This is a genomic window from Cyclobacterium roseum (genome assembly GCF_010119225.1).
In the GTDB taxonomy this organism is placed as follows: domain Bacteria; phylum Bacteroidota; class Bacteroidia; order Cytophagales; family Cyclobacteriaceae; genus Cyclobacterium; species Cyclobacterium roseum.
On record NZ_WNKF01000017.1, the window covers coordinates 50,377 to 76,522 of the forward strand.

Annotated in this window: 24 protein-coding genes; 15 read left to right on the top strand and 9 right to left on the bottom strand. The window is 44.0% G+C overall.

Annotated elements, in window-relative coordinates:
* Positions 1-39 precede the first annotated feature (39 nt).
* The 5 genes from GJQ68_RS18950 to GJQ68_RS18970 form a co-directional block, all read right to left on the bottom strand.
* Positions 40-699: a DUF2189 domain-containing protein gene (locus GJQ68_RS18950; protein ID WP_162418850.1), complete on the bottom strand. Its 660-nt coding sequence runs from the start codon at positions 697-699 to the stop codon at positions 40-42.
* Positions 700-738: 39 nt separating this feature from the next.
* Positions 739-2,106: a cystathionine beta-synthase gene (locus tag GJQ68_RS18955; RefSeq protein WP_162418851.1), complete on the bottom strand. Its 1,368-nt coding sequence runs from the start codon at positions 2,104-2,106 to the stop codon at positions 739-741.
* Positions 2,107-2,197: 91 nt separating this feature from the next.
* On the bottom strand, positions 2,198-3,121 hold the full coding sequence (locus tag GJQ68_RS18960; protein ID WP_162418852.1) for an aspartate carbamoyltransferase catalytic subunit: 924 nt from the start codon (positions 3,119-3,121) through the stop codon (positions 2,198-2,200).
* A gap of 4 nt (positions 3,122-3,125) precedes the next feature.
* Positions 3,126-3,674 (bottom strand): bifunctional pyr operon transcriptional regulator/uracil phosphoribosyltransferase PyrR, encoded by a 549-nt coding sequence (gene pyrR, locus GJQ68_RS18965; RefSeq protein ID WP_162418853.1) that lies wholly within the window; start codon positions 3,672-3,674, stop codon positions 3,126-3,128.
* 50 nt (positions 3,675-3,724) lie between these two features.
* The gene (locus GJQ68_RS18970) at positions 3,725-5,314 is read right to left on the bottom strand and encodes a transcriptional regulator (RefSeq protein WP_162418854.1); all 1,590 of its coding nucleotides are present in this window, start codon (positions 5,312-5,314) and stop codon (positions 3,725-3,727) included.
* Between the two features lie 286 nt (positions 5,315-5,600).
* Between GJQ68_RS18970 and GJQ68_RS18975 the strand changes: the two genes are divergently transcribed.
* From GJQ68_RS18975 to GJQ68_RS18985, 3 genes are all read left to right on the top strand, one after another.
* Complete coding sequence (locus GJQ68_RS18975; protein ID WP_262888126.1) at positions 5,601-7,343, top strand: helix-hairpin-helix domain-containing protein; 1,743 nt, start codon at positions 5,601-5,603, stop codon at positions 7,341-7,343.
* On the top strand, positions 7,340-7,627 hold the full coding sequence (locus GJQ68_RS18980; RefSeq protein ID WP_162344006.1) for a hypothetical protein: 288 nt from the start codon (positions 7,340-7,342) through the stop codon (positions 7,625-7,627). Before GJQ68_RS18975 ends, GJQ68_RS18980 begins: the two co-directional genes overlap by 4 nt.
* Before the next feature lie 187 nt (positions 7,628-7,814).
* The gene (locus tag GJQ68_RS18985; protein WP_162418855.1) at positions 7,815-8,756 is read left to right on the top strand and encodes a sugar phosphate isomerase/epimerase family protein; all 942 of its coding nucleotides are present in this window, start codon (positions 7,815-7,817) and stop codon (positions 8,754-8,756) included.
* Here the strand turns inward: GJQ68_RS18985 and GJQ68_RS18990 are convergent, their stop codons facing one another.
* Positions 8,757-9,365 (bottom strand): DUF4202 domain-containing protein, encoded by a 609-nt coding sequence (locus GJQ68_RS18990; protein WP_162418856.1) that lies wholly within the window; start codon positions 9,363-9,365, stop codon positions 8,757-8,759.
* Positions 9,366-9,627: 262 nt separating this feature from the next.
* Here GJQ68_RS18990 and carB point away from each other — a divergent pair, with 262 nt between their 5' ends.
* From carB to GJQ68_RS19010, 4 genes are all read left to right on the top strand, one after another.
* Positions 9,628-12,447 (top strand): carbamoyl-phosphate synthase large subunit, encoded by a 2,820-nt coding sequence (carB, locus tag GJQ68_RS18995; RefSeq protein ID WP_162418857.1) that lies wholly within the window; start codon positions 9,628-9,630, stop codon positions 12,445-12,447.
* A 196-nt stretch (positions 12,448-12,643) separates the two neighbouring features.
* Positions 12,644-12,898 (top strand): DUF4834 domain-containing protein, encoded by a 255-nt coding sequence (locus GJQ68_RS19000; RefSeq protein ID WP_162418858.1) that lies wholly within the window; start codon positions 12,644-12,646, stop codon positions 12,896-12,898.
* 94 nt (positions 12,899-12,992) lie between these two features.
* Positions 12,993-13,559, top strand: a complete 567-nt coding sequence (locus GJQ68_RS19005; RefSeq protein WP_162418859.1) for a hypothetical protein — start codon at positions 12,993-12,995, stop codon at positions 13,557-13,559.
* Between the two features lie 179 nt (positions 13,560-13,738).
* Positions 13,739-14,866: a transporter gene (locus GJQ68_RS19010; protein ID WP_162418860.1), complete on the top strand. Its 1,128-nt coding sequence runs from the start codon at positions 13,739-13,741 to the stop codon at positions 14,864-14,866.
* Positions 14,867-14,895: 29 nt separating this feature from the next.
* On the opposite strand, the gene GJQ68_RS19015 is transcribed toward GJQ68_RS19010, so the two are convergent.
* The gene (locus tag GJQ68_RS19015) at positions 14,896-15,663 is read right to left on the bottom strand and encodes a hypothetical protein (protein ID WP_162418861.1); all 768 of its coding nucleotides are present in this window, start codon (positions 15,661-15,663) and stop codon (positions 14,896-14,898) included.
* 214 nt (positions 15,664-15,877) lie between these two features.
* Here GJQ68_RS19015 and GJQ68_RS19020 point away from each other — a divergent pair, with 214 nt between their 5' ends.
* Positions 15,878-16,459, top strand: coding sequence for a porin family protein (locus GJQ68_RS19020; protein WP_162418862.1), 582 nt, complete (start codon positions 15,878-15,880; stop codon positions 16,457-16,459).
* A 64-nt stretch (positions 16,460-16,523) separates the two neighbouring features.
* Here the strand turns inward: GJQ68_RS19020 and GJQ68_RS19025 are convergent, their stop codons facing one another.
* Positions 16,524-18,155, bottom strand: coding sequence for a carbon starvation CstA family protein (locus GJQ68_RS19025; protein ID WP_162418863.1), 1,632 nt, complete (start codon positions 18,153-18,155; stop codon positions 16,524-16,526).
* A gap of 165 nt (positions 18,156-18,320) precedes the next feature.
* Here GJQ68_RS19025 and GJQ68_RS19030 point away from each other — a divergent pair, with 165 nt between their 5' ends.
* From GJQ68_RS19030 to murQ, 7 genes are all read left to right on the top strand, one after another.
* Positions 18,321-19,373 (top strand): mechanosensitive ion channel family protein, encoded by a 1,053-nt coding sequence (locus GJQ68_RS19030; protein WP_162343996.1) that lies wholly within the window; start codon positions 18,321-18,323, stop codon positions 19,371-19,373.
* A gap of 103 nt (positions 19,374-19,476) precedes the next feature.
* Positions 19,477-20,319 (top strand): acetyl-CoA carboxylase, carboxyltransferase subunit beta, encoded by an 843-nt coding sequence (gene accD / locus GJQ68_RS19035; protein WP_162343995.1) that lies wholly within the window; start codon positions 19,477-19,479, stop codon positions 20,317-20,319.
* A 126-nt stretch (positions 20,320-20,445) separates the two neighbouring features.
* Positions 20,446-21,750, top strand: a complete 1,305-nt coding sequence (gene nqrF, locus GJQ68_RS19040; RefSeq protein ID WP_162343994.1) for an NADH:ubiquinone reductase (Na(+)-transporting) subunit F — start codon at positions 20,446-20,448, stop codon at positions 21,748-21,750.
* 86 nt (positions 21,751-21,836) lie between these two features.
* Complete coding sequence (locus GJQ68_RS19045) at positions 21,837-22,994, top strand: formimidoylglutamase (protein WP_162418864.1); 1,158 nt, start codon at positions 21,837-21,839, stop codon at positions 22,992-22,994.
* A 51-nt stretch (positions 22,995-23,045) separates the two neighbouring features.
* The gene (locus GJQ68_RS19050) at positions 23,046-23,273 is read left to right on the top strand and encodes a cytochrome b5 domain-containing protein (RefSeq protein ID WP_162418865.1); all 228 of its coding nucleotides are present in this window, start codon (positions 23,046-23,048) and stop codon (positions 23,271-23,273) included.
* Positions 23,274-24,116, top strand: a complete 843-nt coding sequence (locus tag GJQ68_RS19055; protein ID WP_162418866.1) for an N-acetylglucosamine kinase — start codon at positions 23,274-23,276, stop codon at positions 24,114-24,116.
* On the top strand, positions 24,113-24,946 hold the full coding sequence (gene murQ / locus GJQ68_RS19060) for an N-acetylmuramic acid 6-phosphate etherase (RefSeq protein WP_162418867.1): 834 nt from the start codon (positions 24,113-24,115) through the stop codon (positions 24,944-24,946). The genes GJQ68_RS19055 and murQ overlap by 4 nt, the downstream gene beginning before the upstream one ends.
* A 122-nt stretch (positions 24,947-25,068) precedes the next feature.
* Here the strand turns inward: murQ and GJQ68_RS19065 are convergent, their stop codons facing one another.
* Entirely contained in the window at positions 25,069-26,145 is a 1,077-nt protein-coding gene (locus GJQ68_RS19065; RefSeq protein ID WP_162418868.1) for a mannose-1-phosphate guanylyltransferase, read from the bottom strand.
* Position 26,146: the final 1 nt, after the last annotated feature.

The window sequence follows — 26,146 nt, forward strand, 5'->3', positions numbered from 1 at the left end:
GTTTTGTACGCGCGCTCCATTTTTACGCTTACGGTTTCATTAGGGGGAAATCAGGTTTTCCGATGGCACTTCCTCTGTGGCGGATTGCTGCGTAATGGACTCAAATACATGGTAAATGGCATAATACGTTACCGGCACCGTCACCACCAATCCTATGCCAAAAAGAAATGCCCCGGCAATATTGCCAATTGCCAGTATCAATCCAAAAACGAAAAAATTCATCCATTGCTTGTGAATTATTTTCCTGCTGTATTCAAGCGAATTCCAGAAATCCAATCCGGCAAAAATACTGATCAGTACCCCAAACATGTAGGCCACCATCAGGTAAACTCCAGGTACCAATAGCGCAAATAGGCCCAACACCGTTAAAAACTGACCAACAATCCAAACCAATATGACAGGAATATAATACCCAAAGCCTTTAAAAAAATCCGGGTAACTCACTGTTTCATTCAAACTAACCTTATTGGCTACCAGGTAAAACCCAGCAAAAAGAGGTCCTGCCAAAAATAACGAGAAAACGAACAAAAAATCCCTGGCATAAACCATGAAAAAAAATTGGATGGATAAAATTAGCAGGGTGAATAAAATGGAATACACTTTTACTTTCTTAAAAGTTTCCCAGCCCTGAATGAAAGCCTCCTTTATGTCAAATGTATAGGGCTTCGCAATAATTGATTCCAGGTGGTTTTTGTCCATTTTTTTATGCTAATTTGGTTTTTTATGTAATGCGTAATGCTATCGGGTAATTGCTTCCAGTATGTCATGCTTTGTGATGATATGGACCCGGTGGGCTTCGTCCCTCACCAACACAGCCTTTTCTTTTTCTACCATGGACGAAAGCACGTCCAGGGTGCTGTCCAAGGCCACAAAATGCATGGAGTCTTCCATCACTTTTTCTACCGAGGCATCCTTGATCTCCGGATTTTCAATAATTTTAAGCAGCAACTTATTATCGGTCAGGCTTCCTATTACCTGCCCGTCCTCCATCACCGGAATCTGAGAAACGCTTTTTTCATTCATAAGGGCAATCGCATCCCTGATTTTATCTTCTTTGCGGACTACTACCAGCTGATAGGCCTCGTTTCTGCCCGCCACGATATCTCTGGCAGTGCCATAGGCTTTATCCTCCAAAAATCCATGATTCCTCATCCAATCATCATTGTATACTTTCCCTAAATACCGCGTGCCGTGATCGGGGAGTAACACGACCATCACATCTCCTTTTTTCAGATTTTCCCGAGCATATTCCAATGCACCATGAACAGCAGAACCGCAGGACCAGCCCACAAAAAGCCCCTCTTCCCTGGAAAGCCTGCGGGTCATGACGGCCGCATCCTTATCCGTGACTTTGATAAAATGATCGATAACCGAAAAATCAACGTTTTTGGGCAAGATATCTTCACCTATCCCTTCCGTCATATATGGGTAAACTTCATTTTCGTCAAACTCTCCCGTCTCTTTGTATTTCTTAAATACCGAACCATAGGTATCAATTCCGATGGAAACCATTTCCTTATTTTGCTCCTTCAGGAATTTGGAAGAACCTGACATGGAACCACCCGTCCCTACGCCAGCAGCGAAATGGGTGATCTTACCTTCCGTATCCTTCCAGATTTCCGGACCGGTGGTTTCGTAGTGGGCCTTCCAGTTGGAAAGATTATCGTACTGGTTGGGGTAAAAGGAGTTGGGAATGTCCTCATTTAGCTTCCTGGCGACGGCATAATAGGATCTTGGGTCATCCGGAGCCACATTGGTCGGGCAAACAATCACCTCTGCACCTACAGCTCTCAAAATATCAATTTTTTCCTTGGATTGTTTATCAGCCATGGTGAATATGCATTTGTAGCCTTTGGCGATGCCTGCCAGGGCCAATCCCATCCCGGTATTTCCGCTGGTTCCTTCAATAATGGTCCCCCCGGGCTTCAGAATGCCCTCTTTCTCAGCATCCTCCACCATTTTTATTGCCATCCGGTCTTTCATTGAGTTCCCGGGATTGAAATATTCCACCTTCACCAATATCTCCCCTGCTATTCCCTTGTTAATCTTATTCAAACGGATCAAGGGGGTATTCCCAATAGTATCTATGATCGAATTATAAATCATGCACTTGTATTTTTTTAAAGCAATTTAATAAAAAAGAGCCAGCCTTATAGACTCAATGGTAATAAATAGGGATCGTATTTGATGAAACCGGCTACTTCAGTCCGGCCAAAAGATACAAAACCGCCATTCTTATCGCTACACCGTTTTCTACCTGCTGTAGGATAATGGAATGGTCCGAATCGGCTACATCGGAATTCAGCTCCACTCCTCTATTGATTGGGCCGGGATGCATAATGACGATTTCTTTATCAAGGCGATTCAGGAGTTTCTTGTTCACTCCATAGTATAGTGAATATTCTCTTAACGAAGGAAAATATTTTATTTGTTGTCTTTCTAACTGAATTCTTAACACATTGGCTACGTCACACCACTGAAGTGCTTTAAACACTTCCTGCTCCACCTGAACGCCAAGATCCCGGATGTATTTCGGTAGCAGGGTAGCAGGTCCGCAAACCATCACCTCTGCTCCTAGTTTTTGCAGGCAGAAAATATTGGACAAAGCCACTCTGGAATGAAGAATATCTCCGATAATGGCGACTTTTTTTCCTGCCACCTCGCCTAATTTCTCCCGAATAGAAAAGGCATCCAACAAAGCCTGGGTGGGGTGCTCATGGGTGCCGTCCCCGGCATTTACGATATTTGCCCGGATATGCCTGGACAGGAAATGGGGTGCCCCGGGACTGGAATGCCGCATGACCACCATGTCCACTTTCATAGCCAGAATATTATTTACCGTATCGATAAGTGTTTCTCCCTTTTTCACCGAACTACTCCCGGAAGCAAAATTGACCACATCGGCAGAAAGCCTTTTTTCGGCTAGTTCGAATGACAGTTTGGTACGGGTAGAATTTTCAAAAAAAACATTGGCGATGGTGATGTCCCGAAGCGAGGGTACTTTTTTAATAGGCCGGTTCAGCACCTCTTTAAAACTATCTGCTGTTTCAAAAATCAACTGAATATCCTCCTGGTTGAGATTTTTTATCCCTAGTAAATGTCTGGTGCTGAGCTGCTGCATAGGGCTATTTTTGTTCCTTTTCAGTGATCCAAATGGCATCTTCAGGATATCCTTGAGACTGCCACTCCACACTCACATACTGACTTTCAAGTGTATTGACCTGACGGCCAAAATAATCGGGCTTGATGGGGAAATCACGGGTATATTTCCGATCAATCAAAACCATTAACTCTACCTTCTGGGGGCGCCCAAAGGCAATCATGGCATCCATGGCCGCCCGGACGGATCTTCCTTTGTAGAGTACATCGTCTACCAAAATCACTTTCATATTTTCTATTAAAAAATCGATCTTAGTCTCGTTTGCTTTAAGTGGAAGATCCCTTCTTCTGAAATCGTCCCGGTGAAAAGTGGCATCCAGGTAGCCATATCTCAGCGAAACCTGTTGGATTTCCTGCATGCGCTGGATGATTCTGTCCAGCACCAATGCCCCCCTGGGCTGGAGCCCCAGAAGCACCGTATTTTCAAAGTCATCATGGTTTTCTATCAATTGATGACAAAACCTACTGATGGTAATGGATAGCTGGGTTTGGTCAAGAACAAGTCTTTTTTGCATGATTGAAATTTGGAGCAAATATAGGAATTATTTGCATGAGCCGCCCCGGCTTAAATGAAATCCTCTACTTTAATTTTGGTAAAAAAGTTGACTTCCCTGCTTTCAGCTCTCCCATCTTCTCCCTGATAACGGATCCGTTGCTTCCCACTCAGCAAGTAGTAATCATCATACCACCACAGCAATTGCAGGCTATTTTCTTTGGTATCGGCAATGCGTTCATTTTCATCGATTAATTCCAATTCAAAGGACTCGTTTTCGATGACTACCTCGCCATCCTTTATCTGACTTAACATCAACATCTCCTCGTCCAAATACATGTAAAACAGGCTTCGTCCATCAAAACTGATTTCTCCATATTTCACCGGTCTGGTTTTGCTGTCGCTATCCAGATCCAGGCTGTTGTCCCAAACGATATTCCCCTCCTCATCAAATAAAATAAACTGAGCCGCAAGGTATTTGTACTGATTACTTACCTGACTACTCCTGAATCGGGGATCCATCCAAAGGGGATTGTATAATCCCCCGTAGCCGCCCATCATGGGATTCAAACGGTAAAAATTACTGGCATACATGCCATCTCTGGGGATGTAACGGGAAGAAGAGGAAATAAAATGGTCGTTGTAAACCAGGTAGTACCCGTCCGAGCTATTGATTTCCCGGGTGACTACCACGTTTCGTATGGGTATCTGTTTCCCACGATCCAGGTTTCTTTCTACCCTCCTGAGTTTGCGCTCCCTGGTTTTCTCCGGTAAGTAGTTGAAAAAGTTTTCAAAATCAGAAACGGTGTAAAATTTGTTTTCATATTCTCCAAATTCATTGATTTTCGTAAAATACAGTCCCTGATAGGCTTCCTTTTTCCGCAATCCGTAGGGTCCTATAAGTGCTTGTTTGTATTGATGAGAGGAAGTAAGTAATCCCTCCACAATTTCCATTGAGGGATCTCCCAACTCGTCGATGGTAACTTCCCGTAGTTTGTTGCCATTGATGTCAAACGTAACAATAGAGACGATCTTTTTCTTGTAAAAATCCCGACTGCTAATAACCACGTCAAACACATTTAACTCCGGGGCTTTTCTCATCTGTAAAATTTTCGCATCCTTTTCAAATAGCCCCGGTACGGTAATCACCTCTTCACTCAATATATCGAAAATTTGAATAACCGGGCGGTAGTCATATTTCCCCATGAAAACCGCCTGTTTGTTAAAGACCAGAAAATCCTGCAATTCCATCTCCAGGATACTATTCAGCTCTAACTCCTGCATCGTTTGGTTTTCCAAATTAATCTCAAAAATGGCTTTTTCAGAACCGTATTGGGAGCCTTTATTAAACAATACGTACAGAAAATCCCCGTCCAGGTCAAATCCTACCAGTTCATAATATCCCTCAAGCTTTATCTGCCTGGGCGAATCTGCCCTTAACTGAAAATCGCCCACCACATACTGGAAAATATTTTTACCTCCATAAGTGGTTTCTGATTTCATTCGAAACGCCACCATTCCATTTTCCCTTGGCAACACAAAAAAATCGTCTTCCGACCATCGGGTATCTACTTCCAAACGTTGGGTAAATTGTACCTGAGCCAACGTATAAGGACTCCAAGACAGGAAAACAAGGAAAATAACGAGAAAACGATTATTCATATAAGTAGGTTTATGCTACATTTCTGCACGTTGGTGATTATTGATTTTCTAAGGATTCAATAACCTATTTATCCTGTTAAACACAAACCCATTCTTCTGAATTCACTATTATTGGTATTTTCCACTTTTCGGGTCAAACCGTTTCGTTAAACCTGTGAAAAGCCAATAAGGTTAGAATAGAAACGGGTTTATTGTGATTCTATCCATAAATAGTTGAAATCTCCTCCCTGGTGTTTTAAAATCCCTCTTAAGTTAAGACTATTGATTTTATTTTAAAACAAATATTGTGGACATTTGTAGAGATGCCATCAGAACTAACCAAGCTTTGAATAACAAAGAAATCGTCAAAACGTTGCAGCTTACCATGCAGTTAATGGAACTGCATGAGGAGAACGCCTTCAAAATCAGGGGGTACCAATCTGCCATCACGGGAATTGAACGGGAAGGGGTATCCCTGGAAAAACTGAATCCAGCCCAGTTGCAGGAATTACCGGGAATTGGGAAAAGCATAGCCGAAGCGATCGTCCAAATCCGGGAAAGCGGAACGCATCCCTTTCTTGACGGGCTACTGGAAAAGACCCCACAGGGAATTCTCGAACTTCTTAAAATAAAGGGCTTAGGGCCAAAAAAGATCAAAACCCTTTGGCAGGAATTGGAAATCACTTCTACCCATGAACTGATGGAGGCTTGCCAATCGGGCCAGGTGGCTAAAATCAAGGGATTTGGAGCAAAAACCCAAGAAAGCATCATTCAGAAACTGGAATTTAATGCAGCCAATAAGGGGAAGTGGCTGTATGCAGACATTGATGCAGAAGGAGCCTTGGTTATGGCTGCATTGAAAAAGGTGCTGGAAAATGAACCAGTAGCCGCAGTGGGGGCCTACGGTAAAATGGCTGAAATCGTGGAGGAACTGACCTTTTTAATTGGAACCGACCGACCAAAAGATACCCTTAAAAAGATTGGTAAAATAGAGGAGCTGCACCGGGATGACCGTCTGTGCAGCCCGTTTCGCTGGCAGGGCGAATGGAAAGAAATGGGACTGAAGGCAATCCTGCTTTTGACCGAAAAAGATAAATTTATCCGAAAAAAACTCCTCCTGACTTCCAGTCCCGCGCACTTGCTGCACCCGGTGGAAGGGAACAGTACCCTGGGAGAACATTTTTACCAAAAAACCTTTTCCTCAGAAGAGGAAGCCTACGCCAGTGCAGGATTGCCACACATTCCGGCAGACTTGCGAGAAGGAAACGGAGAATTGGAATGGGCTCAAGATCATTCCCTGGACGAATTAGTAACGCTAGAGGACTTAAAAGGTCCCCTCCACAACCATTCGACCTACAGTGATGGAAAGAATAAACTGGAAGATTTGGCAGTGTACTGCAAATCAGCCGGATACGAGTACCTGGGGATCGCAGATCACAGCCGCTCTGCCTTTTATGCCAATGGGCTGGACGAGGACCGGATCCGAATTCAGCATGAAGAAATAGACCGCCTGAACGCCAATCTCGCTCCCTTTCGAATTTTTAAAGGCATCGAAAGTGACATCCTCCCAGATGGCAGCCTGGATTACTCCGCAGACGTACTGTCCAGCTTTGATTACATCGTAGCTTCCATCCATTCCGGTTTAAGTATGGACTCCAAAAAGGCCACCGAGCGATTGATTAGGGCTATTCAAAATCCTCACACCACCATTCTGGGCCACCCTACCGGAAGATTGCTTCTTCGAAGAGAAGGCTACCCAATTGATCATCGGGCAGTCATCGATGCTTGTGCACACTACCAGGTAGTCATCGAGATCAACGCCAATCCCTGGCGCCTTGACCTGGATTGGCGTTGGGTCAGGTATGCGATGGAGCAGGGAGTGACGCTGAGTATTAATCCGGATGCGCATGAAAATGAGGGAATCAACGACATGAAATACGGGGTAATCGTAGGAAGAAAGGGCGGTTTAACCAAAGACATGACCCTTAATACCCAATCAGTGGAAGAACTGACCCACTTTTTCGAAGCGCGCAAAAAAAATAAATTATGAAAGGACCCACAAACAAGGCGGAAACGTATTTGACCCGCTCCTTTTTAGCCGGATTGGCCGGCATTCTTTTTTGTATGGTACCATTGGTACTTCTTGCCTGGCAATTACCCGGAACCGCCTATGGCAGTTATTTTACGGGGATTGGATTGGCCTTTCAGCTTTTAGGAATCAGCCTGTCAGTATTGGTCCTGAGAGCGAGAAATCTGGATCCAGCTCAAAAGGAAAAAGCAAAAAAAATGGTTTTGGTTCTGGGCGTGGCCTTTTTATTTTTCGTTTTGGTTTGATCGTGGTTTTAGCATAGCCATCAGCTTTATCCGAGAGAATTTCTATAATCCAAATCCAATTGGGCGGTTTGGAAATTTATATTTCCGCCTCGGCGGGAAGACCATTTTATCATAAAATTCTTGCGGTAATTCGCTCAAAATCATACCTTGAACCACTGAGAAATGTATTCCAGCCAAATAACCTAACATGCAAAGAAGAACATCCATCAAAAAAATCCTTTGGGCGGCCGGATCCGGTTTGATCTTGCCTGGAGTTAATACCAATGCGTTCTCCCAGCCTTACTCCAACATGCGGGCACCGGCTCCGTTTTACCTGTTCACCAAAGTGCTTCAATGGCTGCCCCTCCGCGAGCTGCCGGATACTGTGAAGACTCTGGGATTTGAGGGAATAGACCTTCCGGTTAGAAAAAACGGTTTTTTTGATAAAGATGAATTATCAAAAAAATTACCGGCTATTGTCGCCGCAAGTGAGCGACTGGGGCTGAATCGGCCAGTCCTCACCACCGACATGAATGTCGGACAAATGGGCCAAATGGATGAGTTTCTACGGATACTGGCTGGAGAGGGAATAAAGGATTACCGGATGGGGTACCTCTCATTTGCCTCAAAAAATATTGTAGGGGAGCTTAAAAAACTTAACGGAGAAATGAGACGCTTAGCAGAACTCCATGCCAAACATGGTGTAACCGGACACTACCAAAACCACGCCGGGAAAAGAATCGGAGGGTCGGTATGGGAAATTTACCACCTGTTGGAGGGCATTGATCCGGATCATATCGGGGTACAGTTTGACTTGAGGCATTCCCAGGTAGAGGGCTACCAGTCCTACGAAAACATCTTTCACCTGATTAGTGATCAAATCAGAAGCTTTGACCTCAAAGACTTTGTTTGGGGCAATCCATCCAACAAAAAGGATCAGCCCATAAATGTACCGTTGGGTGACGGAAACGTAAACTTCCAGCTACTGCTGGAACACGAAGGGTTTACGGGAAGTCTGCCCAAAATACTCCATGTGGAATACGACCTGGGCGGGGCAGAGCATGGCGACTCCTCCCCTACAATGGATAAAAAGGAAATTTTAGCTGCCATAGAAAAGGATGTAATGACCTACCGGCAAATGATGTCCTGATTAGGCTTCATCTGCCAGGGCTTTTGACAGTACCTTACTGGCAGCAGCGGAGTGGTTCAGGGTTAGGGCTTTTTGCCTTCCTTTTTCAGACATTTTATTCCAGGTTTTCTGAATAATGGCGATCAGTTTGGATTCTTCATGCTGGTGTTTTTGGTGAAATGCTTCAAAGTAATATTTCAAAAACACCAGGCAGATCACATCCTCCAGTGCCTGAACCCCAGGATCCGTTTTCAGCCTCCTTTTATTGAGAAAGTCATCTACTTTACGAATTTCCTCCTGGGAATAACCGTTTGCTAGCATGATTTCACCTGCCATTTTTCCGTGAAATTGCTTGAGTTTGGTTCGCCAAAGCAGGTAACCTTTTCTATCCATGGGGTAGTTCTCTCTGGGAATCGACCAACGGCTAATATGTTGACATCGGGCAGCCACTCGCAAGCTTTCCTCGGCATCCGGATAGGTTTCCATCAACATCTCGGACATGCGTATGCCGTAAATTAATTCTTTGGCAATGGATTTGCCGTTTACCATTTCCTGATTTGGATCCTGTGCATTGACGGCATCTATATCTTTGATGGTGTTTTTAAACCGGGATTCGTTGGATTCACTCATAGTTTACTAGTAATTGGAGAAATAAATGTACAAACAAGCAATGCATTTCACAACAGTCCCTTGCAATTCACGGGTTGGCAACCTTGGTAGGGTCACTATAAAAAGAAAAGCCATTTGATTTAGTAAAGGCCTAAACGGTATTTCGCAAAGTGAAGCGATATAAGTTTATGAAACGGGCGGGGGTTTTCCGTGCATCTTTAATAAATTTGTTTAATTTTGCACCAATTTAGCCAAAAGTAAAGCACTTCTAAAACCATCAAGCATGCCAAAAGACAGTAGCATCAAACATGTCCTCATCATCGGAAGCGGGCCCATCATCATTGGTCAGGCCTGTGAATTTGATTACGCCGGCTCCCAGGCAGCCCGTTCCCTCCGGGAAGAAGGAATCAAAGTAACCCTTATCAATTCCAATCCGGCCACTATAATGACCGATCCGGTGACGGCTGACAATGTTTACTTGTTGCCTTTGGAGAAAAAATCCATCGTTCAGATTTTAAAAGAGCACCCGGATATTGATTGTGTATTACCGACCATGGGCGGACAGACAGCACTTAATCTTGCCATAGATTGTGACAAGGCGGGGATCTGGCAAAAGTTCGGCACAAAAATGATCGGCGTAGACATAGATGCCATTGAAACTGCCGAAAACAGGGAAAAATTCAAGGCATTGATGGAAAAGTTGAACGTGGACGTTTGCATTGGGCGAACGGCTACTTCCTTTCTTCAGGGAAAAGAAATTGCCCAGGAAATCGGTTTTCCCCTGGTCATCCGACCTTCCTATACACTGGGAGGCACCGGAGGAGGTTTTGTAGACGGACCGGAAAGTTTTGAAAAAGCACTAAGCGCTGGCTTGCAAGCCTCCCCTACCCACGAGGTACTGATAGAGCAAAGTATTCTTGGATGGAAAGAGTACGAGCTGGAAGTATTGCGAGATAATATTGGCAATATGGTGGTCATTTGCTCTATTGAGAACTTTGACCCCATGGGTGTACATACCGGAGATTCGATCACTGTGGCCCCCGCCATGACGCTGCCGGATACCGTGTATCAGGAAATGAGAAACAAGGCTATTCGCATGATGGACGGCATTGGTAATTTTGCCGGAGGATGCAACGTGCAATTTGCAGTAAGTCCGGATAACCAAACCATCATTGGTGTGGAAATCAATCCCCGGGTATCCAGATCCTCCGCACTGGCGTCAAAGGCTACGGGATACCCCATTGCTAAAGTAGCAGCCAAACTCTCCATAGGCTACAATCTGGACGAATTGAAAAATTCGATCACTGGAAATACCTCCGCCTTTTTTGAGCCAGCCATCGATTACGTAATCGTGAAGATTCCAAGATGGAATTTTGATAAATTTAAAGGATCTGACAGGAAACTGGGGCTTTCGATGAAAGCCGTCGGGGAAGTGATGGGAATCGGCCGTAACTTTCAGGAAGCGCTTCAAAAAGCTTGTCAATCGCTAGAAATCAAAAGAAATGGGCTTGGAGCCGACGGTAAAGAACTAAAAAATCAGGAAGAAATATTATATAGCCTGGCCAACCCAAGCTGGAACAGGTTATTTCACATTTACGATGCCTTTAAACTTGGGATTTCCTTCCGGACCATCCAAGATCTGACCAAAATTGACAAATGGTTTTTGAAGCAAATTGAAGAGTTGGTGCATTTGGACATCACGCTGGGAAAAGAGACCCTGCAGACCATCGATGCCGAACTCATGAAAAAAGCAAAGCATAAGGGGTATGCAGACAGGCAAATAGCCCATTTACTGGGGTGTCTGGAAAGTGAGGTCTTCAACAAAAGAAGGGATGAAATGGGTATTCGCCGGGTATTCAAACTGGTAGATACCTGCGCTGCCGAATTTGAAGCCCAAACTCCCTATTTCTATTCCAGCTTCGGTGAGGAAAACGAATCTGAGGTTTCAGATAAGAAGAAGGTAGTCGTCCTGGGTTCAGGACCCAACCGGGTAGGGCAGGGAATCGAGTTCGACTACTCCTGTGTTCACGGCGTGCTGGCAGCCAAAGAATGTGGCTATGAAACCATCATGATTAACTGCAACCCGGAAACCGTTTCCACGGACTTTGACATTGCGGATAAGCTTTACTTCGAGCCGGTATTTTGGGAACATATTTATGAGATCATTCTCCATGAAAACCCCATTGGTGTAATTGTGCAATTGGGAGGACAAACGGCGCTAAAATTGGCCGAAAAGCTGGATAAATACAACATACCCATTCTGGGTACCAGTTTCCGGGCGCTTGACCTGGCAGAAGATCGAGGACAATTTTCGACTTTACTCAAAGAAAACGGAGTTCCTTACCCCGAATTTGGCACCATTCACAGTACCGATGAGGCACTGGAGCTGTGCAAAACATTAGGGTTTCCCCTATTGGTAAGGCCTTCTTACGTGCTGGGTGGCCAGGGAATGAAGATCGTCATCAATGAAAAAGAGCTGGAACAGCATGTAGTAAACGTGCTGCGGGACATTCCCAATAATGAAATACTGCTCGATCATTTTCTGGAAGGAGCCATTGAGGCCGAAGCTGACGCTATCTGCGACGGAGAAAATGTGTATATCATCGGTATCATGCAACATATAGAGCCGGCGGGGATCCATTCCGGCGACTCGTATGCCGTACTGCCTCCCTATAACCTCGGGGACCTGGTCATCCGGCAAATTGAAACCTTTACCGAAAAAATTGCTTTGGCGCTGGAAACCAAAGGCCTGATTAATATTCAGTTTGCCATAAAAAACGATAAAGTTTACGTAATCGAAGCAAATCCCAGGGCATCCCGTACGGTTCCCTTTATCTGCAAAGCCTATAAGGAGCCCTACGTTAATTTTGCTACTAAGGTGATGCTTGGCGAAAAGAAAGTGACGGACTTCAATTTTGCCCCCATCAAAAAAGGGTATGCCATCAAAGAACCGGTTTTTTCATTTCATAAATTCCCAAATGTCAACAAGGAACTGGGACCTGAAATGAAATCAACGGGTGAAGCCATTTATTTTATCGAGGATCTGATGGATGATTATTTTCTTAAAATCTATGCTGAGAGAAACCTTTACCTGAGCAGGTAATATTCGGAACGCATCTAAATCCCGGCCTTCTTACCCGAGGCCGGGCTATTTTTTATTAGGCTCGGGAGAAAACCAAATTGGTTTTTCTATAATTTTTCTTTTAATATTGAATGGTGAAATGATAATTTCCGTTAGGAGATTAAGGGGATGGCGTATCGGTCCCTTTTCAATCACTGGATTTTCAAAATTGGTTACCATGATTTTAAAGATAATTATATTCTTCATCGCACTGGGTTGGATATTTTCAAGTCTGCTTCGTTACTTCCTGAATAGCAAACTAAAAAAGTTTGCCGATCAGGTTCAGGCTGCTCAACGGGAAGAAGCTAGAAAAAAAAATAAACCGAAGGACGGAAACGTAAACGTGGATTTCATGCCTGGGGACCGGAAAAAGGGATCCTCCGGGAACATTTCCGGTGGCGACTACATCGATTACGAGGAGGTAAAAGATTAATAATAGAGGTACATTTTTTAAACTTATTCCAATCCGCAAAAAGAATTTCTACTTTATTCCCAATTCCCCTATTTTTTAATAATTTTGGATAGGAATGAAGCAATTCGTCGCCATACTGCTCTTAGGGTGTTTTACCTGCTACCATTTTGGGTTCTATGCCTTCTATGCAGCGTATCAATACAAAATTGAAAAGGATTGGGAGCAAAGGGTCTACCATGAATCTTTTGAGGGGAAGCGGGTCATGAAAATCCCGATGAAGCTTCCCTATTCATTTGAAGACGAAGGCTTTCAGCTGGCTAACATCCCCTTCAAACTGGACGGAAAAGCCTATCGGGCCATCAAAAAAAGATTTATTGATGACACCTTCGAACTGATTTACGTACCCGATCGGGCAAAAATCAATCTGGAAGTAAATACCAAACAGTGGGTATTATCCCTGGTGGAAACCACCAATTCAAGCGAGCAGAATAAAATAATCAGCCAACCATCGGTCAAGGACTACCTCCTTCCGCTTTTCTTCTTCCATTTTTCTATTCCAGATTTGAGTCAATTCCACTGGAAGGAACTCCTTATCTCTAAATGGGATAAAATTTCAATTTGCATACCTTCTCCCCCGCCCTGGAATGCATTTTTTGCAACCCTGGCACATCACCTGAAATAAAATTTTCTTTCTTCTTACCTGTTCGGCAAAACCGGTCTTTGGATTAATTGTCTCAAGGCCAGGCTACTGCTTGTTTGGTAACAACAACGCTTTTAGCTGAAAGCTGTAACGACAAACGGTAGGAAACACAGGTATGTGCCCCTCATTAATTTACTATTATACGCTAATGCACTTAACCAATGGAAAATAAATATTCTTTACTTATTTCTTGCACCATTATCTTGCTCTTTCTGTCAGAGATAAAGGTAAATGCCCAAGGATGCGTAGCCATCCGGCAGTTCTCAGGAATTGGCAACTCCCTCAACCAGGGAGAACTGCTTCAACAAGGGGAATGGAATGTACTCACAAACTATCGGTATTTCCGCTCCTTCAGGCATTTTAAGGGTTCGCATGAAGAGCCCGACCGCATTACCAACAACACAGAAGTGATTAACTGGTCCCATTCGGTGGACCTGAACATCAGCTATGCATTTACTGACCGGATTTATGGACTGGTTTCCTTACCCTTTGTTTATAATGAGAGAAGTTCCTTATACGAACATGGCAGAACAGAAAGGCACAGCAGTTATTCACAGGGAATAGCGGATATGAGAATAGGGGCAGGTTATTGGCTCTTAAGTGGTGACAAAGCCACAAATGGAAACATGGCTATTGGAGCCAGTATAAAATTACCCACCGGAGATTATAATGCGAAAAGCACTTTCTATAATGTAAGCGAGTCTGGAAGTCAGGAAAGAAGGCCGGTAGATCAATCGATCCAGCCTGGAGACGGCGGTTTCGGACTCATTTTGGACACCCAGGGCCTTCGCTTTTTAGGGAAAGAGTTCGTCCTGTATTACGATGGCTTCTACCTGATCAATCCCCGAACAACGAATGGCACCCGTACCTTTCGGGAAACCTTAAGCCCCGTTTTATCGAATGAAGCCATCATGGCGGTTCCCGATCAATTTGCCTTTAGAACCGGAATCTTTAAGTCTCTCTTTGTACACGGATTAGGGATCTCTTTAGGGGGACGGGTAGAAGGAGTTCCTGTCAAGGATCTTTTTGGCGGGGATGAAGGATTCCGACGACCCGGGTATGTGATTTCAATCGAGCCCGGTTTTAGTTATATGATCCGTAATTTTACCATCAATTTGAATGTGCCGGTAGCCTTGTACAGAAACCGAACGAGAAGCGTAACGGACATTGCAGCGACTACCCCTGATAATTACCGCCACGGGGATGCTGCTTTTGCTGACTACCTGCTCAATGTAGGATTGGCCTGGAGATTTGTTAAAAAAGAAACAAGTCCATTTAACCAATTTTAAACCCTTCCCCCCGAATGATCGGGGGGAATTTACCTTCCTCCGTTGGCGCGTAGGTCATTTCGACAGTTTTCATCCAGCTCGGGAATGGTTTGTGGGGTGAATTGTAGTACATTATCGGTTTCCACTGCCCAATACATCAAACAGGAATCATCGTCACAATGATATTCCTTTCCCTGATCCTCATGTGGGGTGACCATTTCACTGCCGACATTTACCAATCCCAAAAGATGACCCAATTCGTGCAAAGCGGTGGTAGTTTCCAGTGTTCCTCTGGAGGGCCTTCCAAATCCCCCGGAGTTTTCGAAAATTCTCTTTCCAAATAGAACCATACTTGTATTTCGGTAAGCAGCTCCTATGGTGAAAAATCCTTCTTCATCCGGCATAAAAGAACCATCTACTACTAAAAAAAACACCGATACCGTATTTCCCTCATTATAGCGCTCGCGATACCGGTCCTCCAAATCACCAATATCCTGAGTGGAATAATATTCCTTGCCCTCCGCAGGAATTTCTTTTTCTATGATTTCAATACCTCCGGGTTTGCGCGTTATTTCCTGAAGAAATTCGACCATGGAGTCCATTAAGTAATCGGTTGGCTTATATCCTTCCATGTAAACAATCTCCAGCTCCAAATTAGTAAACCGATCATCAGACAATAAAAAGTTAGCTGATTTTCCAACATCCCACCTGGCAGCCGCCAGTCCTACAAATGGATCTTCTCGCTCAGGCACTGAACAGGCATATACCCCCCCAATAAGTAGCCCATAAAAGGCAAGTTTGTTAAATAAAAATTTCATGCAATAGGATTTTAATCGGCTCGAATTTTTCTTCTGCTAATTACCAATGTCACGAGAAACAACGCCGTAACGTATGTAAACCATACATTGTTTTCTCTTTTTGCAAACTAAAAGGGCAAAATTAGAAAAAAATGAAAGCAGAAATACTAAAAATGGCACAAAATTAGTTATCAGGGCAAGAATATTCATTAACTATTTTAACCAGCATTAACAGATGAAAAATTTAGTAATTGTAATTCTTTTGTCCGGGCTAATCTTAGGAGAAGTAAAAGGACAGGTTTTCAGCATCGGTCCAAAATTTGGTGTTTCTCAAGGAGACGTACACGTGACAGACGGTTTCCAGGGAGAGGATTCCAAAATGGGCTACCATCTGGGGGCTTTTGCTCGCATTAATTTACCCATTATTTTCCTTCAACCAGAGGTATTGTATACCAATACCGGTGGCTCCTTTTCCGACAACTCCTTTAATTATGACGTTTCCTTCGATCGCTTAGACATCCCCTTAATGATAGGAGTGAAATTGGGAGGGGTATTACGGCTTCAGGCAGGACCAGTTGCCAGTTACCTGATCAATGGGGACATGGTAGCCGATAATGGTACCCGGCAAAAAATAATACCGCCAAAAGAAGAGTTCACCTATGGCTACCAGGCAGGAGTCGGCGTAGATATCGGCAACTTTTTGATGGATCTGAAATACGAAGGGGCACTATCTAATTCTGTGAATACCTTCCCCCAGGTACAAACGGACCAGCGACAAAATCAACTAATCGTCTCACTTGGGTTCAGGTTATTTTGATGCCCTTCGTCCACCATTTTCTAATAAAACATAGTGTTTTGAGAACTGGTCTATTCGTGGACGATTAGACCAGTTCTTTTACTTCGGCTTCTTTCGTCAAACTTTTTTTGGCCAGGAAAATCAGGGCAAAGGAAAGGACAAACAAAATGGCTGCAATGATGGATAGCACGTACGCATCTTTCTGAAAATTCTGCCAGGCAAATAGCCCCAGGGAACTCAAGGTCACCGTAAACATGAAAAACATGGGAATGGTCACAAAGGTCGGGTTAATCTTTTTCTTGATTAACCACACGGATATGGTCAGAAGGGCCAAAGCCGCCAGGAGTTGATTGGCGGATCCAAAGATAGGCCAGAGCGTGGCAAAACCTCCGCTGCCTAACAAAAGAACGGAAAGCACCACCACTACACCGGTGGAAATGTATCGGTTTTGAGAAATTTTCTTACCAACGGGTTGCTTTACGTCCTCAAAATATTCCTGAAGGGTGAATCTGGCCAAACGGGTACAGGTGTCCAGAGTGGTCAGGGCAAATGCCGACACGGTCAAGGCCACAAATCCTACCGCAAACGATTCGGATATCCCCATAGAAGATATGATGGCTCCCAATCCGTCTGCAAATAAAGGTACCGGTCCTTCTGCTCCCAGGCGTGATAAGTAATCAGACCGGGTCAATACCACGACGGCACCTACTGAGATAATTGCCAAGAATGACTCGATCAACATCCCCCCAAAACCAACCAATTTGGCATCGGTCTCTTTGTCAAGTTGCTTGGAAGTGGTCCCGGAAGCAACCAAGGAATGAAACCCACTAATGGCACCGCAGGCAATGGTAACGAAAAGAACTGGAAAAAGATACCCGAGGTTTTCATCGGTCACGTATACTTTGGTATCCATGGCGATGGTTGGATTGGCTACGAAAACCCCCACGATAGCCGCCAGAATCAAACCATACAACAAAAAACTATTAAGATAGTCTCTTGGCTGTAGCAACATGGACACCGGCGTAACAGAGGCTACAAAAGCATAGATAAGTAGAACATAAATCCATACCTGGTAATTCAGGGCAAAGGGAATCTGCATGCCCAGGTAGACAAAAAAGTACATCAAAGACACCCCCACAACAGAGGCTATTAAAAAGGCTTTCTTTCGATTGCCGGTCCATTTGGTCACCAGACCAAATAATACCGCCAGGATGATAAATAGGATTGAAGCGGATGCCACACCGGGGCTACTTACAAAGGTTTTGGCGATGATATCTGCAAAAACAGCAATAATCAAAATCAACGTCGAAAAACTAAAGAGAATGAACAGCCGCTTCCCCTTTTTACCGATGTTATTTTGGATGATAACACCGATGGATTTGCCGTCATTTCTAAGCGAGGCTACCATGCTCCCAAGATCATGAACCGCACCAAAGAAGATTCCCCCAATTAAAATCCAAATGACAGCAGGCACCCATCCAAAGGTAATCGCAATGATGGGGCCGACTATGGGTCCTGCCCCTGCAATGGATGCAAAATGATGACCCAAAACGACTATAGGTTTACTAGGCACATAATCTACCCCGTCGTTTAACCGATGCGACGGGGTGAGGTTATCGTTGTTAATCTTAAATTTTTTAAAGACGTATTTCCCGTAAATAAAATAGGCAGCAGTCAATACGATAGCAGAAAAAACAAATAGATGGGTGAGTTGCATGGTATGGATTCGGATTAATTACTTAAAGATAATCAGAAAATTGATTTCGTCAGAAATAAACCCTAATTTAAAAAAGTTATCAGTTTTTGGCATGAAAGCCAAGCTTTAAGAAAGGAAATTTTAATCCTGCCCCTGATTCTCCTCACAAAGCCCCCCATTTTCGCCATGGAAAGAGAAACCCTTATATTTATAGGAATAGCACTTGGCATTCTGGTATTTAGTCATGTTTTCTTGTGGCTGCTATTCCCTAAATTAGCCCAGCTGGTATACAAGCCAAAGTCGGAAAAAGGCAAACGGTCCATGCTAAAGTTTTCCAATGCCCTAAAATGGGGCTTCTTTATTGCCATTTTTCCGCTGATTGAGCCTTTCTTTTCCCCTCCCAACCTGGAGCATATTGGAAAGCAGGACTTTTTTATCGTGCTGGCAATTATCAACCTTACCTGGATCATCATTGAGCTCTCCAATGTAATGCGGCACGCCTTTTTAGAAAATTTGACTTCCAATAAAGACGATAATTTGAGAGAGCGACGGATACTCACGCAGGTGGCGTTTATCCGAAAATTATTCATCATTGTGGTTGTGATCGTTTCACTTTCTGCCATATTGATGCATTTTGAATCGGCCCGTAAGATTGGAGCGGGATTGCTTACATCGGCTGGAATTCTGGGCATAATCGTAGGTTTGGCAGCCCAGAAGTCCATCGCCAATTTGCTGGCTGGATTTCAAATTGCCTTCACCCAGCCCATTCGGATTGATGACGTGGTGGTGGTGGAGAATGAATGGGGCAAAATAGAAGAGATTAATCTTACCTATGTAGTGGTCAAAATATGGGATCAACGAAGGTTGGTACTTCCTATCAATTATTTTATAGAAACCCCCTTTCAAAACTGGACGAGAACCACCGCGGCTATTTGGGGGACGGTATTCCTTTACCTGGACCACACCATTCCCGTAGAGAATCTAAAAACAAAACTCAAAGAGATTTTAGAGGAAAGTTCCCTTTGGGATGGGAAAGTTCAGGTTTTGCAGGTTACCGATTATACTGAAAAAACGATCGAAATTCGCTGCCTGATGAGTGCACGGGATAGCCCTACCGCCTTTGACCTCAGGTGTTTGGTAAGAGAAAAGATGTTAGCGTACCTACAAGCAAATTTCCCTGAATCCCTTCCAAAAAGCCGGGTACTTCTCGAAAAAATCGAGCCCGAAGAGGACCTTTGATTACCTTGAAATTTTGGAGAATGCAGATTTTGGTTTTATTTAACGGATAATACGCATAAATTTGTAATCCCAATTTCATTTGGGCTGATTTAAACAAAACTTTATGGCTTGGTTTAAAAGAAAAGATGCGGGAATCAAAACTTCCACCGAGGAGAAAAAAGACACCCCCGACGGTCTGTGGTACAAAACTCCGAAAGGAAATATCATCCACACCCGTGAATTAAAAAACAACTCCTATGTCTGTCCCGATGATGACTATCATGTAAAAATAGGTTCTAAGGAATATTTTGAAATTCTCTTTGACGACAATCAGTTCAAAGAATTAGACAAGGACATGACCTCCGGAGATCCTCTGAATTTTGTAGACAGCAAACCCTATACTACCCGGATCAAAGATACCATAGCCAAAACGAATCTAAACGATGCAGCCCGGACCGGAGTGGGTAAACTAAACGGCTTGGACCTGGTCATTACCTGTATGGATTTCAATTTCATAGGAGGATCCATGGGTTCTGTGGTAGGAGAAAAAATATCCCGTGCCATTGACTATTCTTTAAAGCACAAGGTGCCTTTTTTGATGATATCCAAATCCGGAGGAGCCAGAATGATGGAAGCAGGATTCAGCTTGATGCAAATGGCTAAAACTTCGGCTAAACTTGCGCTTCTCGATGAGGCAGGTATTCCCTATATTTCCCTAATGACAGACCCCACCACAGGAGGCGTTACGGCATCTTATGCCATGTTGGGAGATTTTAATTTAGCAGAGCCCGGAGCCCTGATTGGTTTTGCCGGTCCCAGGGTCATTCGGGAAACGATTGGAAAGGACCTTCCCAGAGGATTTCAAAGCTCAGAGTTCGTGTTGGAACATGGTTTTCTGGATTTTATCATCGACAGGCGTCAGTTGAAAAACAGAATGTATACTTTATTAAACTTACTTCGCAATTAGCGAGTTATACCAAAGAAAACATGGGATTAAAATATCCTGATAATTCAATGCTTTTGAGGAAATATAAATATATTTGTACCAGTCAAAAGCCAGTTAAACGTACTGATAAAGTTAAAATTTGATTAGATGAGTTCAGTAATCATTACCTCGATTGTAGCATTTACCATTATTATCTTGCTACTGGTGTTAGTTCTTCTTTTTGCCCAGTCTAAGTTGGTTGCCTCGGGTGATGTAAAAATCATCATTAATGGCGATGAGAAAAACCCACTGATAGCTTCTGCCGGTTCTACCTTATTGTCCACCCTGGGAAATAAGAAGATATTTCTTCCTTCGGCTTGCGGAGGAGGAGGAACATGTGCCATGTGCAAATGCACCATAGAAGATGGTGGCGGTGAAGTCTTGCCCACAGAAGAAGGGCACCTTAGCAGGGCTGAAAAGCAAAATAACGTCAGACTTTCTTGCCAGGTAAAGGTAAAGAATGACATGAAAATCCGCATTCCGGAAGAAATTTTTGGAATTAAAAAGTGGGAATGTGAAGTGGTGTCAAATTACAACGTTTCGACGTTCATTAAAGAGTTTAAAGTAAAACTACCAGAAGGGGAAACACTTGACTTCGAACCGGGAGGGTACATACAAATTGATGTTCCCCCGATTGCCGTTACCTTTAAGGATATGGACATTACGCCCCATCCCGAATTAGAACACCCTGAAGATGTGTACCAGAGCGATTGGGATAAATTTGGTCTCTGGGATTTGGTGATGAAAAATGACGAAGAGATCTTCAGGGCCTATTCAATGGCCAATCATCCTGCTGAGGGAAACATAGTAATGCTTACGATCCGTATTGCTACTCCTCCCTGGGATAGAGCGAATAACAAGTGGATGGATGTGAATCCTGGAATTTGTTCCTCTTACGTCTTTTCAAGAAAACCCGGTGACAAGGTTACTATTTCCGGTCCTTACGGGGAGTTCCACATAAATCCTACACAACGGGAAATGATCTACATTGGAGGTGGGGCAGGAATGGCACCATTGCGTTCTCATCTTTTCCACCTCTTTCACACGGAAAAGACCGACCGAAAAGTATCTTACTGGTACGGCGGCCGATCAAAGAAAGAACTCTTCTACACCCCCCATTTTAGGGATATTGAAGAAAACTTTCCAAATTTCAACTTCCACATTGGTCTTTCCGAACCCCTACCAGAAGATAACTGGAAGGTTAAAAAGTCCCTTGACGACAAGGAAGGGGATGGATACGTCGGGTTTATTCACCAGGTACTCTATGACAACTACCTGAAAGACATCGAAGAGCCGGATGAAATTGAATACTACCTCTGCGGACCTCCATTGATGAATTCAGCGGTTTTGAAAATGCTCGACGATATGGGAGTACCTAACGAGAACATTCGATTTGATGACTTTGGAGGATAACTCCATTTAGGTCCCGTTTTACTAACGGGACCTTTTTTTTTGCATGTGTTTTCACTAATTTTGTCCTTCAATTCGAACGATTATCCATGGATCTTCAGCCATTTTTCGACCCCATTCCTGCAAGACTTTTACGCCAGCCCTTTGGACACAATGCCTTTTATTACCACATTCATTGCCATGCCGAGACCTTCCCGGATCTGGAAGGTACTCATGTCGCACTGATTGGAATTGAGGAATACCGCGGCACCGGGGATGAGCAGCTGGAAGGTGCTTCAGGAAGTACCGAAAATATTCGTGAAAAACTATACCCTTTAAAAAAGGGGCAAAGTAACTACAATATTGCCGACTTGGGGAATCTTAAAACCGGTGAAAACAGAGAGGAAACCATTTCGCTTTTAAGTACCATCGGAGCGTTTCTTTTGAAATCGCAAATCCTTCCGATCTTTATTGGGGGCAGCCACGATTTGGATATCGGGCAGTTCAAATCCTACCAACACATGAACAAACTGGTAAGCTTGCTGACGGTGGATGCTAAAATGGACATGGAAGACAAGGGAATAGCTCAGGAAATACATTCGCAGGATATTATTTTGCATGAGCCCAATTACATGTTCAATTATTGCCACCTTGGCTATCAGAGCTTTCTAACTGACCCGGAGTTGGTAACTACATTGGAAAAATTGTATTTCGACCATATCCGGTTGGGCCAATTAAGAGATAGCTTCAAAGAAACAGAGCCGCTTATTCGGAATGCAGACCTGCTGAGTTTCGATATCTGTGCCATCCATTCATCAGATGCTCCCGGTGCGATAGATGCCCAACCTTTTGGGCTGAGTGCAGAAGAGGCCTGCCAAATCAGTTGGTTTGCGGGAATGAATGAAAAATTGAGCTCTATAGGTATTTATGGGTACCATTCTGATTTGGACGATCCCCGTCGAAAAACGGCCTCTGTCATTGCGACGATGATCTGGTATTTTATTGAGGGCTTTTACCAGCGAAAAGACAGCCTGTCCTTCCAAAGCAACGATTATATAAAATACACGGTTTCTCTAGATTCCAAACCCTCCATTTTGCATTTTTACAAAAGCAAATTAAGCGGAAAATGGTGGATGGAAATACCCAAAAACCAAAACGAAAGATTTAACAGGGATACCATCATCCCCTGTAGCTATCAGGACTACCAAACGGCCCAACGGGGGGAAATCCCGGAACGATGGGTCAACTCCCAGCTCAAACTCTACTGATTAATGATGAAAAGTGCGGATCCTGTGGTATATTTGCAGGAAAGTTAATTCATGATTTTCCTTTCAAAAAACCAACTGGCCCTACGAAACGGCCAGGACAAGCCCGAAATTTGGATAGCTTTCTGCGGAAAGATTTATGATCTCGGAAATTCCAAGCTTTGGAAAAATGGGCGTCACTACGAACACTGGGCGGGACAGGACCTAACCGAGGAATTAAATAACGCCCCTCATTCAGCAAATGTATTTGATAAATTTGAACCTATAGGCTACCTAAAATAAATGATCCTGATCGCAGACAGTGGTTCCAGCAAAACCGATTGGCGGGTAATCCAAAAAGATGGTGCCGTTTCTCAATTTAGAACAATTGGGTTTAATCCCTATTACCAGACCAAAAAGGACATGATTGCGGGCCTTAATACTCCCCCACTACTGGAATTAAAGCAGCAGGTTGATGAAGTTCACTTTTATGGGGCAGGTTGCACTTCACAAAGTAATCAGGAATCCGTTCGCCAGGCGATCAACAGTTTGTACCCGGCAGCGAGGGTATTCGTCGACCACGACTTACTGGCTTCTGCCAGGGCAACTTGCGGACACGAGCCCGGAATAGCGTGCATTTTGGGCACCGGGTCCAATAGCGGAGACTACGATGGGGAAACGATTACCCATAGCCGGCCCTCTCCCGGCTACCTTTTGGGAGACGAAGGAGGGGGATCCTATATCGGTAAACATTTTTTACAGGATTTTATCTATGATGACATGCCTGCATCCATCCGGGAAGCATGCATCAATACCTATAACCTGTCCATATTTGAAATACAGGACAATGTGTACAAAAAGCCCTTTCCCAACCGGTACATGGCTGGATTTTGCACCTTCATCACCCAGCATAAATCAGACCCTTACTGCTACCGGCTGATCTACGATGGTTTCAAGGACTTTTTCTACCGCCATGTGATGCGTTACGAAAACTATCAGGAAAAACCGGTAAATTTCGTCGGATCCATCGCCTATTACAATCACGACGTACTCCGAAAAGTAGGTGAAGACCTACAGATACAAATAAAAACCATCATCGAAACCCCCATAGCAGGCTTGACCTTATACCATCAAAAAAAAATATGAGCACTACCGAAAGCCCGTCGTTTTACGATCACCTGGAAAACATGTCGGTCAACGAATTGCTGACCAATATGAATAAAGAGGATCAAACTGTTCCCCTGGCTGTACTTAAAGCCTTACCGCAACTAGAAGCATTGATTGAAGCCATTGTGCCTCGCATGGAAAAGGGAGGGCGATTGATATATATAGGTGCGGGCACCAGCGGAAGGCTGGGGATTTTGGATGCCTCCGAGTGTCCTCCTACCTATGGAGTACCTCATGACCTGGTCATTGGCCTGATCGCAGGGGGAGATCATGCCATCCGAAAAGCCGTTGAAAATGCCGAAGACGATCCCGATCAAGCCTGGAAAGATATCCAAAAGCACGGGTTTAATGAACAAGATTCAGTCATTGGCATTGCTGCCTCTGGTACCACTCCTTATGTCATCGGGGGGGTAATAGCGGCAGGTACTGCGGGCTTGCTAACAGGTTGTATTACTTGTAACGAGGGAAGTCCGCTTGCCAAATCCGTTTCTTTCCCGGTAGAAGTGGTGGTCGGTCCGGAATTTGTAACCGGAAGTACCCGAATGAAGTCGGGAACAGGCCAAAAATTAGCTCTCAACATGATCTCTACCAGTGTCATGATCAAATTGGGCAAGGTAAAAGGTAACAAAATGGTGGACATGCAACTTTCCAATAAAAAATTAGTGCAGAGGGGCACCCGAATGATCATGGAAGCTACCGGGCTAAACGAAAAGGAAGCAAACGAAATGCTGCATCGGCATGGCTCGGTCAGAAATGCAGTGGCAGCCTTTGAAAAAGAATCTGGGAGTCACTCCGACAGCGTAAATTGAAGGCTCCCCTGAACACTAAAATTTAGCGAAGGATCCTATGGAGTAGTCCTTTTTAATTTACCGGATAGGAATTTCGTTTGCTGTGCATTTGCCGGTATTGGTAAGCATTGCCCCGTTTTATTTTAAATAAAGCGCTCATTAATTTTCTTTGCATCTGTGACAAATTCACGGAATTTCCCTTCATCACCTAATTTGCAAATCAATAAGACGTTGTCGCTATCACTTATCAAATAGTCCTTTAAGCCCTGCACCACCAGCAACTTATCTTTAGGCAACTTGATGAAGCAGTTTTCGGTGTCGTAGAGCAGTGCTTCTCCAAGGACCGTGTTTTTCTTCTCGTCCTTTTTACTTACCTCGTAAAGATTTTGCCAGGATCCCAAATCGGACCACCCGAAGTCTCCCAAAACGGTGAATACCTCATCCGATTTTTCCAAGATCCCGTGGTCTATGGAAATATTTTTGATCAAGCTATAGGCTTTTTTCAAAAATGCCCGCTCATTTTCGGTACAAAAATACATCTCCCCTTCTTCAAAGACCTCCGCTATTTCCGGAAGATGCATTTCAAATGATGTAATGATGCTCTCATTTTTCCAAATGAACGTCCCTGAATTCCAAACAAAATCGCCACTTTCCAGAAAAGTAGTAGCCAGGGAAAGGTCTGGCTTTTCCGTAAAGGTTTTCACTTTTTTTACGGGTTTTCCTTCTTCCGGAAAATACTGAATGTATCCATAACTGGTATCCGGACGGTTGGGTCGAATGCCCAAGGTGACCAAATTCCCTGACGCTTTTGCCCCTTCCATGGCTAATTCGATCGCTTCAAAGAATGCTTTCTCATTAAAAATCAATTGGTCAGAGGGACTAATCAACACCCGGGCATTGGGATTTAATTTTTTTATTTTATAGCTAGCGAGCGCAATGGATACGGCAGTATCCCGTCTTAGAGGCTCGACCAACAGCTGCTCGTCTGCCAGTTCCGGAAGTTGTTCTTTTACCAGCGGCAGGTATCGGGCATTGGTAACGACGATAAACTGGCGATTATCGTAATAGGGTCTGAACCGGTCAAAGGTCATTTGTAACAACGAACGGCCGGTCCCCAGCAAATCCAAAAATTGCTTGGGTTTGTGATACCGACTGGTAGGCCAAAACTTGATGCCAATACCCCCTGCTAAAATAACAATGTACCTATCCTCTACTTCCATA

What these genes read in the sequence shown, in the direction of transcription:
- GJQ68_RS18950 (WP_162418850.1), bottom strand. Translation starts at nt 699, where the DNA reads ATGGACAAAAACCACCTGGAATCAATTATTGCGAAGCCCTATACATTT.
- GJQ68_RS18955 (WP_162418851.1), bottom strand. Translation starts at nt 2,106, where the DNA reads ATGATTTATAATTCGATCATAGATACTATTGGGAATACCCCCTTGATC.
- GJQ68_RS18960 (WP_162418852.1), bottom strand. Translation starts at nt 3,121, where the DNA reads ATGCAGCAGCTCAGCACCAGACATTTACTAGGGATAAAAAATCTCAAC.
- pyrR (WP_162418853.1), bottom strand. Translation starts at nt 3,674, where the DNA reads ATGCAAAAAAGACTTGTTCTTGACCAAACCCAGCTATCCATTACCATC.
- GJQ68_RS18970 (WP_162418854.1), bottom strand. Translation starts at nt 5,314, where the DNA reads ATGAATAATCGTTTTCTCGTTATTTTCCTTGTTTTCCTGTCTTGGAGT.
- GJQ68_RS18980 (WP_162344006.1), top strand. Translation starts at nt 7,340, where the DNA reads ATGAAAGGACCCACAAACAAGGCGGAAACGTATTTGACCCGCTCCTTT.
- GJQ68_RS18985 (WP_162418855.1), top strand. Translation starts at nt 7,815, where the DNA reads ATGCAAAGAAGAACATCCATCAAAAAAATCCTTTGGGCGGCCGGATCC.
- GJQ68_RS18990 (WP_162418856.1), bottom strand. Translation starts at nt 9,365, where the DNA reads ATGAGTGAATCCAACGAATCCCGGTTTAAAAACACCATCAAAGATATA.
- carB (WP_162418857.1), top strand. Translation starts at nt 9,628, where the DNA reads ATGCCAAAAGACAGTAGCATCAAACATGTCCTCATCATCGGAAGCGGG.
- GJQ68_RS19000 (WP_162418858.1), top strand. Translation starts at nt 12,644, where the DNA reads ATGATTTTAAAGATAATTATATTCTTCATCGCACTGGGTTGGATATTT.
- GJQ68_RS19005 (WP_162418859.1), top strand. Translation starts at nt 12,993, where the DNA reads ATGAAGCAATTCGTCGCCATACTGCTCTTAGGGTGTTTTACCTGCTAC.
- GJQ68_RS19010 (WP_162418860.1), top strand. Translation starts at nt 13,739, where the DNA reads ATGGAAAATAAATATTCTTTACTTATTTCTTGCACCATTATCTTGCTC.
- GJQ68_RS19015 (WP_162418861.1), bottom strand. Translation starts at nt 15,663, where the DNA reads ATGAAATTTTTATTTAACAAACTTGCCTTTTATGGGCTACTTATTGGG.
- GJQ68_RS19020 (WP_162418862.1), top strand. Translation starts at nt 15,878, where the DNA reads ATGAAAAATTTAGTAATTGTAATTCTTTTGTCCGGGCTAATCTTAGGA.
- GJQ68_RS19025 (WP_162418863.1), bottom strand. Translation starts at nt 18,155, where the DNA reads ATGCAACTCACCCATCTATTTGTTTTTTCTGCTATCGTATTGACTGCT.
- GJQ68_RS19030 (WP_162343996.1), top strand. Translation starts at nt 18,321, where the DNA reads ATGGAAAGAGAAACCCTTATATTTATAGGAATAGCACTTGGCATTCTG.
- accD (WP_162343995.1), top strand. Translation starts at nt 19,477, where the DNA reads ATGGCTTGGTTTAAAAGAAAAGATGCGGGAATCAAAACTTCCACCGAG.
- nqrF (WP_162343994.1), top strand. Translation starts at nt 20,446, where the DNA reads ATGAGTTCAGTAATCATTACCTCGATTGTAGCATTTACCATTATTATC.
- GJQ68_RS19045 (WP_162418864.1), top strand. Translation starts at nt 21,837, where the DNA reads ATGGATCTTCAGCCATTTTTCGACCCCATTCCTGCAAGACTTTTACGC.
- GJQ68_RS19050 (WP_162418865.1), top strand. Translation starts at nt 23,046, where the DNA reads ATGATTTTCCTTTCAAAAAACCAACTGGCCCTACGAAACGGCCAGGAC.
- GJQ68_RS19055 (WP_162418866.1), top strand. Translation starts at nt 23,274, where the DNA reads ATGATCCTGATCGCAGACAGTGGTTCCAGCAAAACCGATTGGCGGGTA.
- murQ (WP_162418867.1), top strand. Translation starts at nt 24,113, where the DNA reads ATGAGCACTACCGAAAGCCCGTCGTTTTACGATCACCTGGAAAACATG.
- GJQ68_RS19065 (WP_162418868.1), bottom strand. Translation starts at nt 26,145, where the DNA reads ATGGAAGTAGAGGATAGGTACATTGTTATTTTAGCAGGGGGTATTGGC.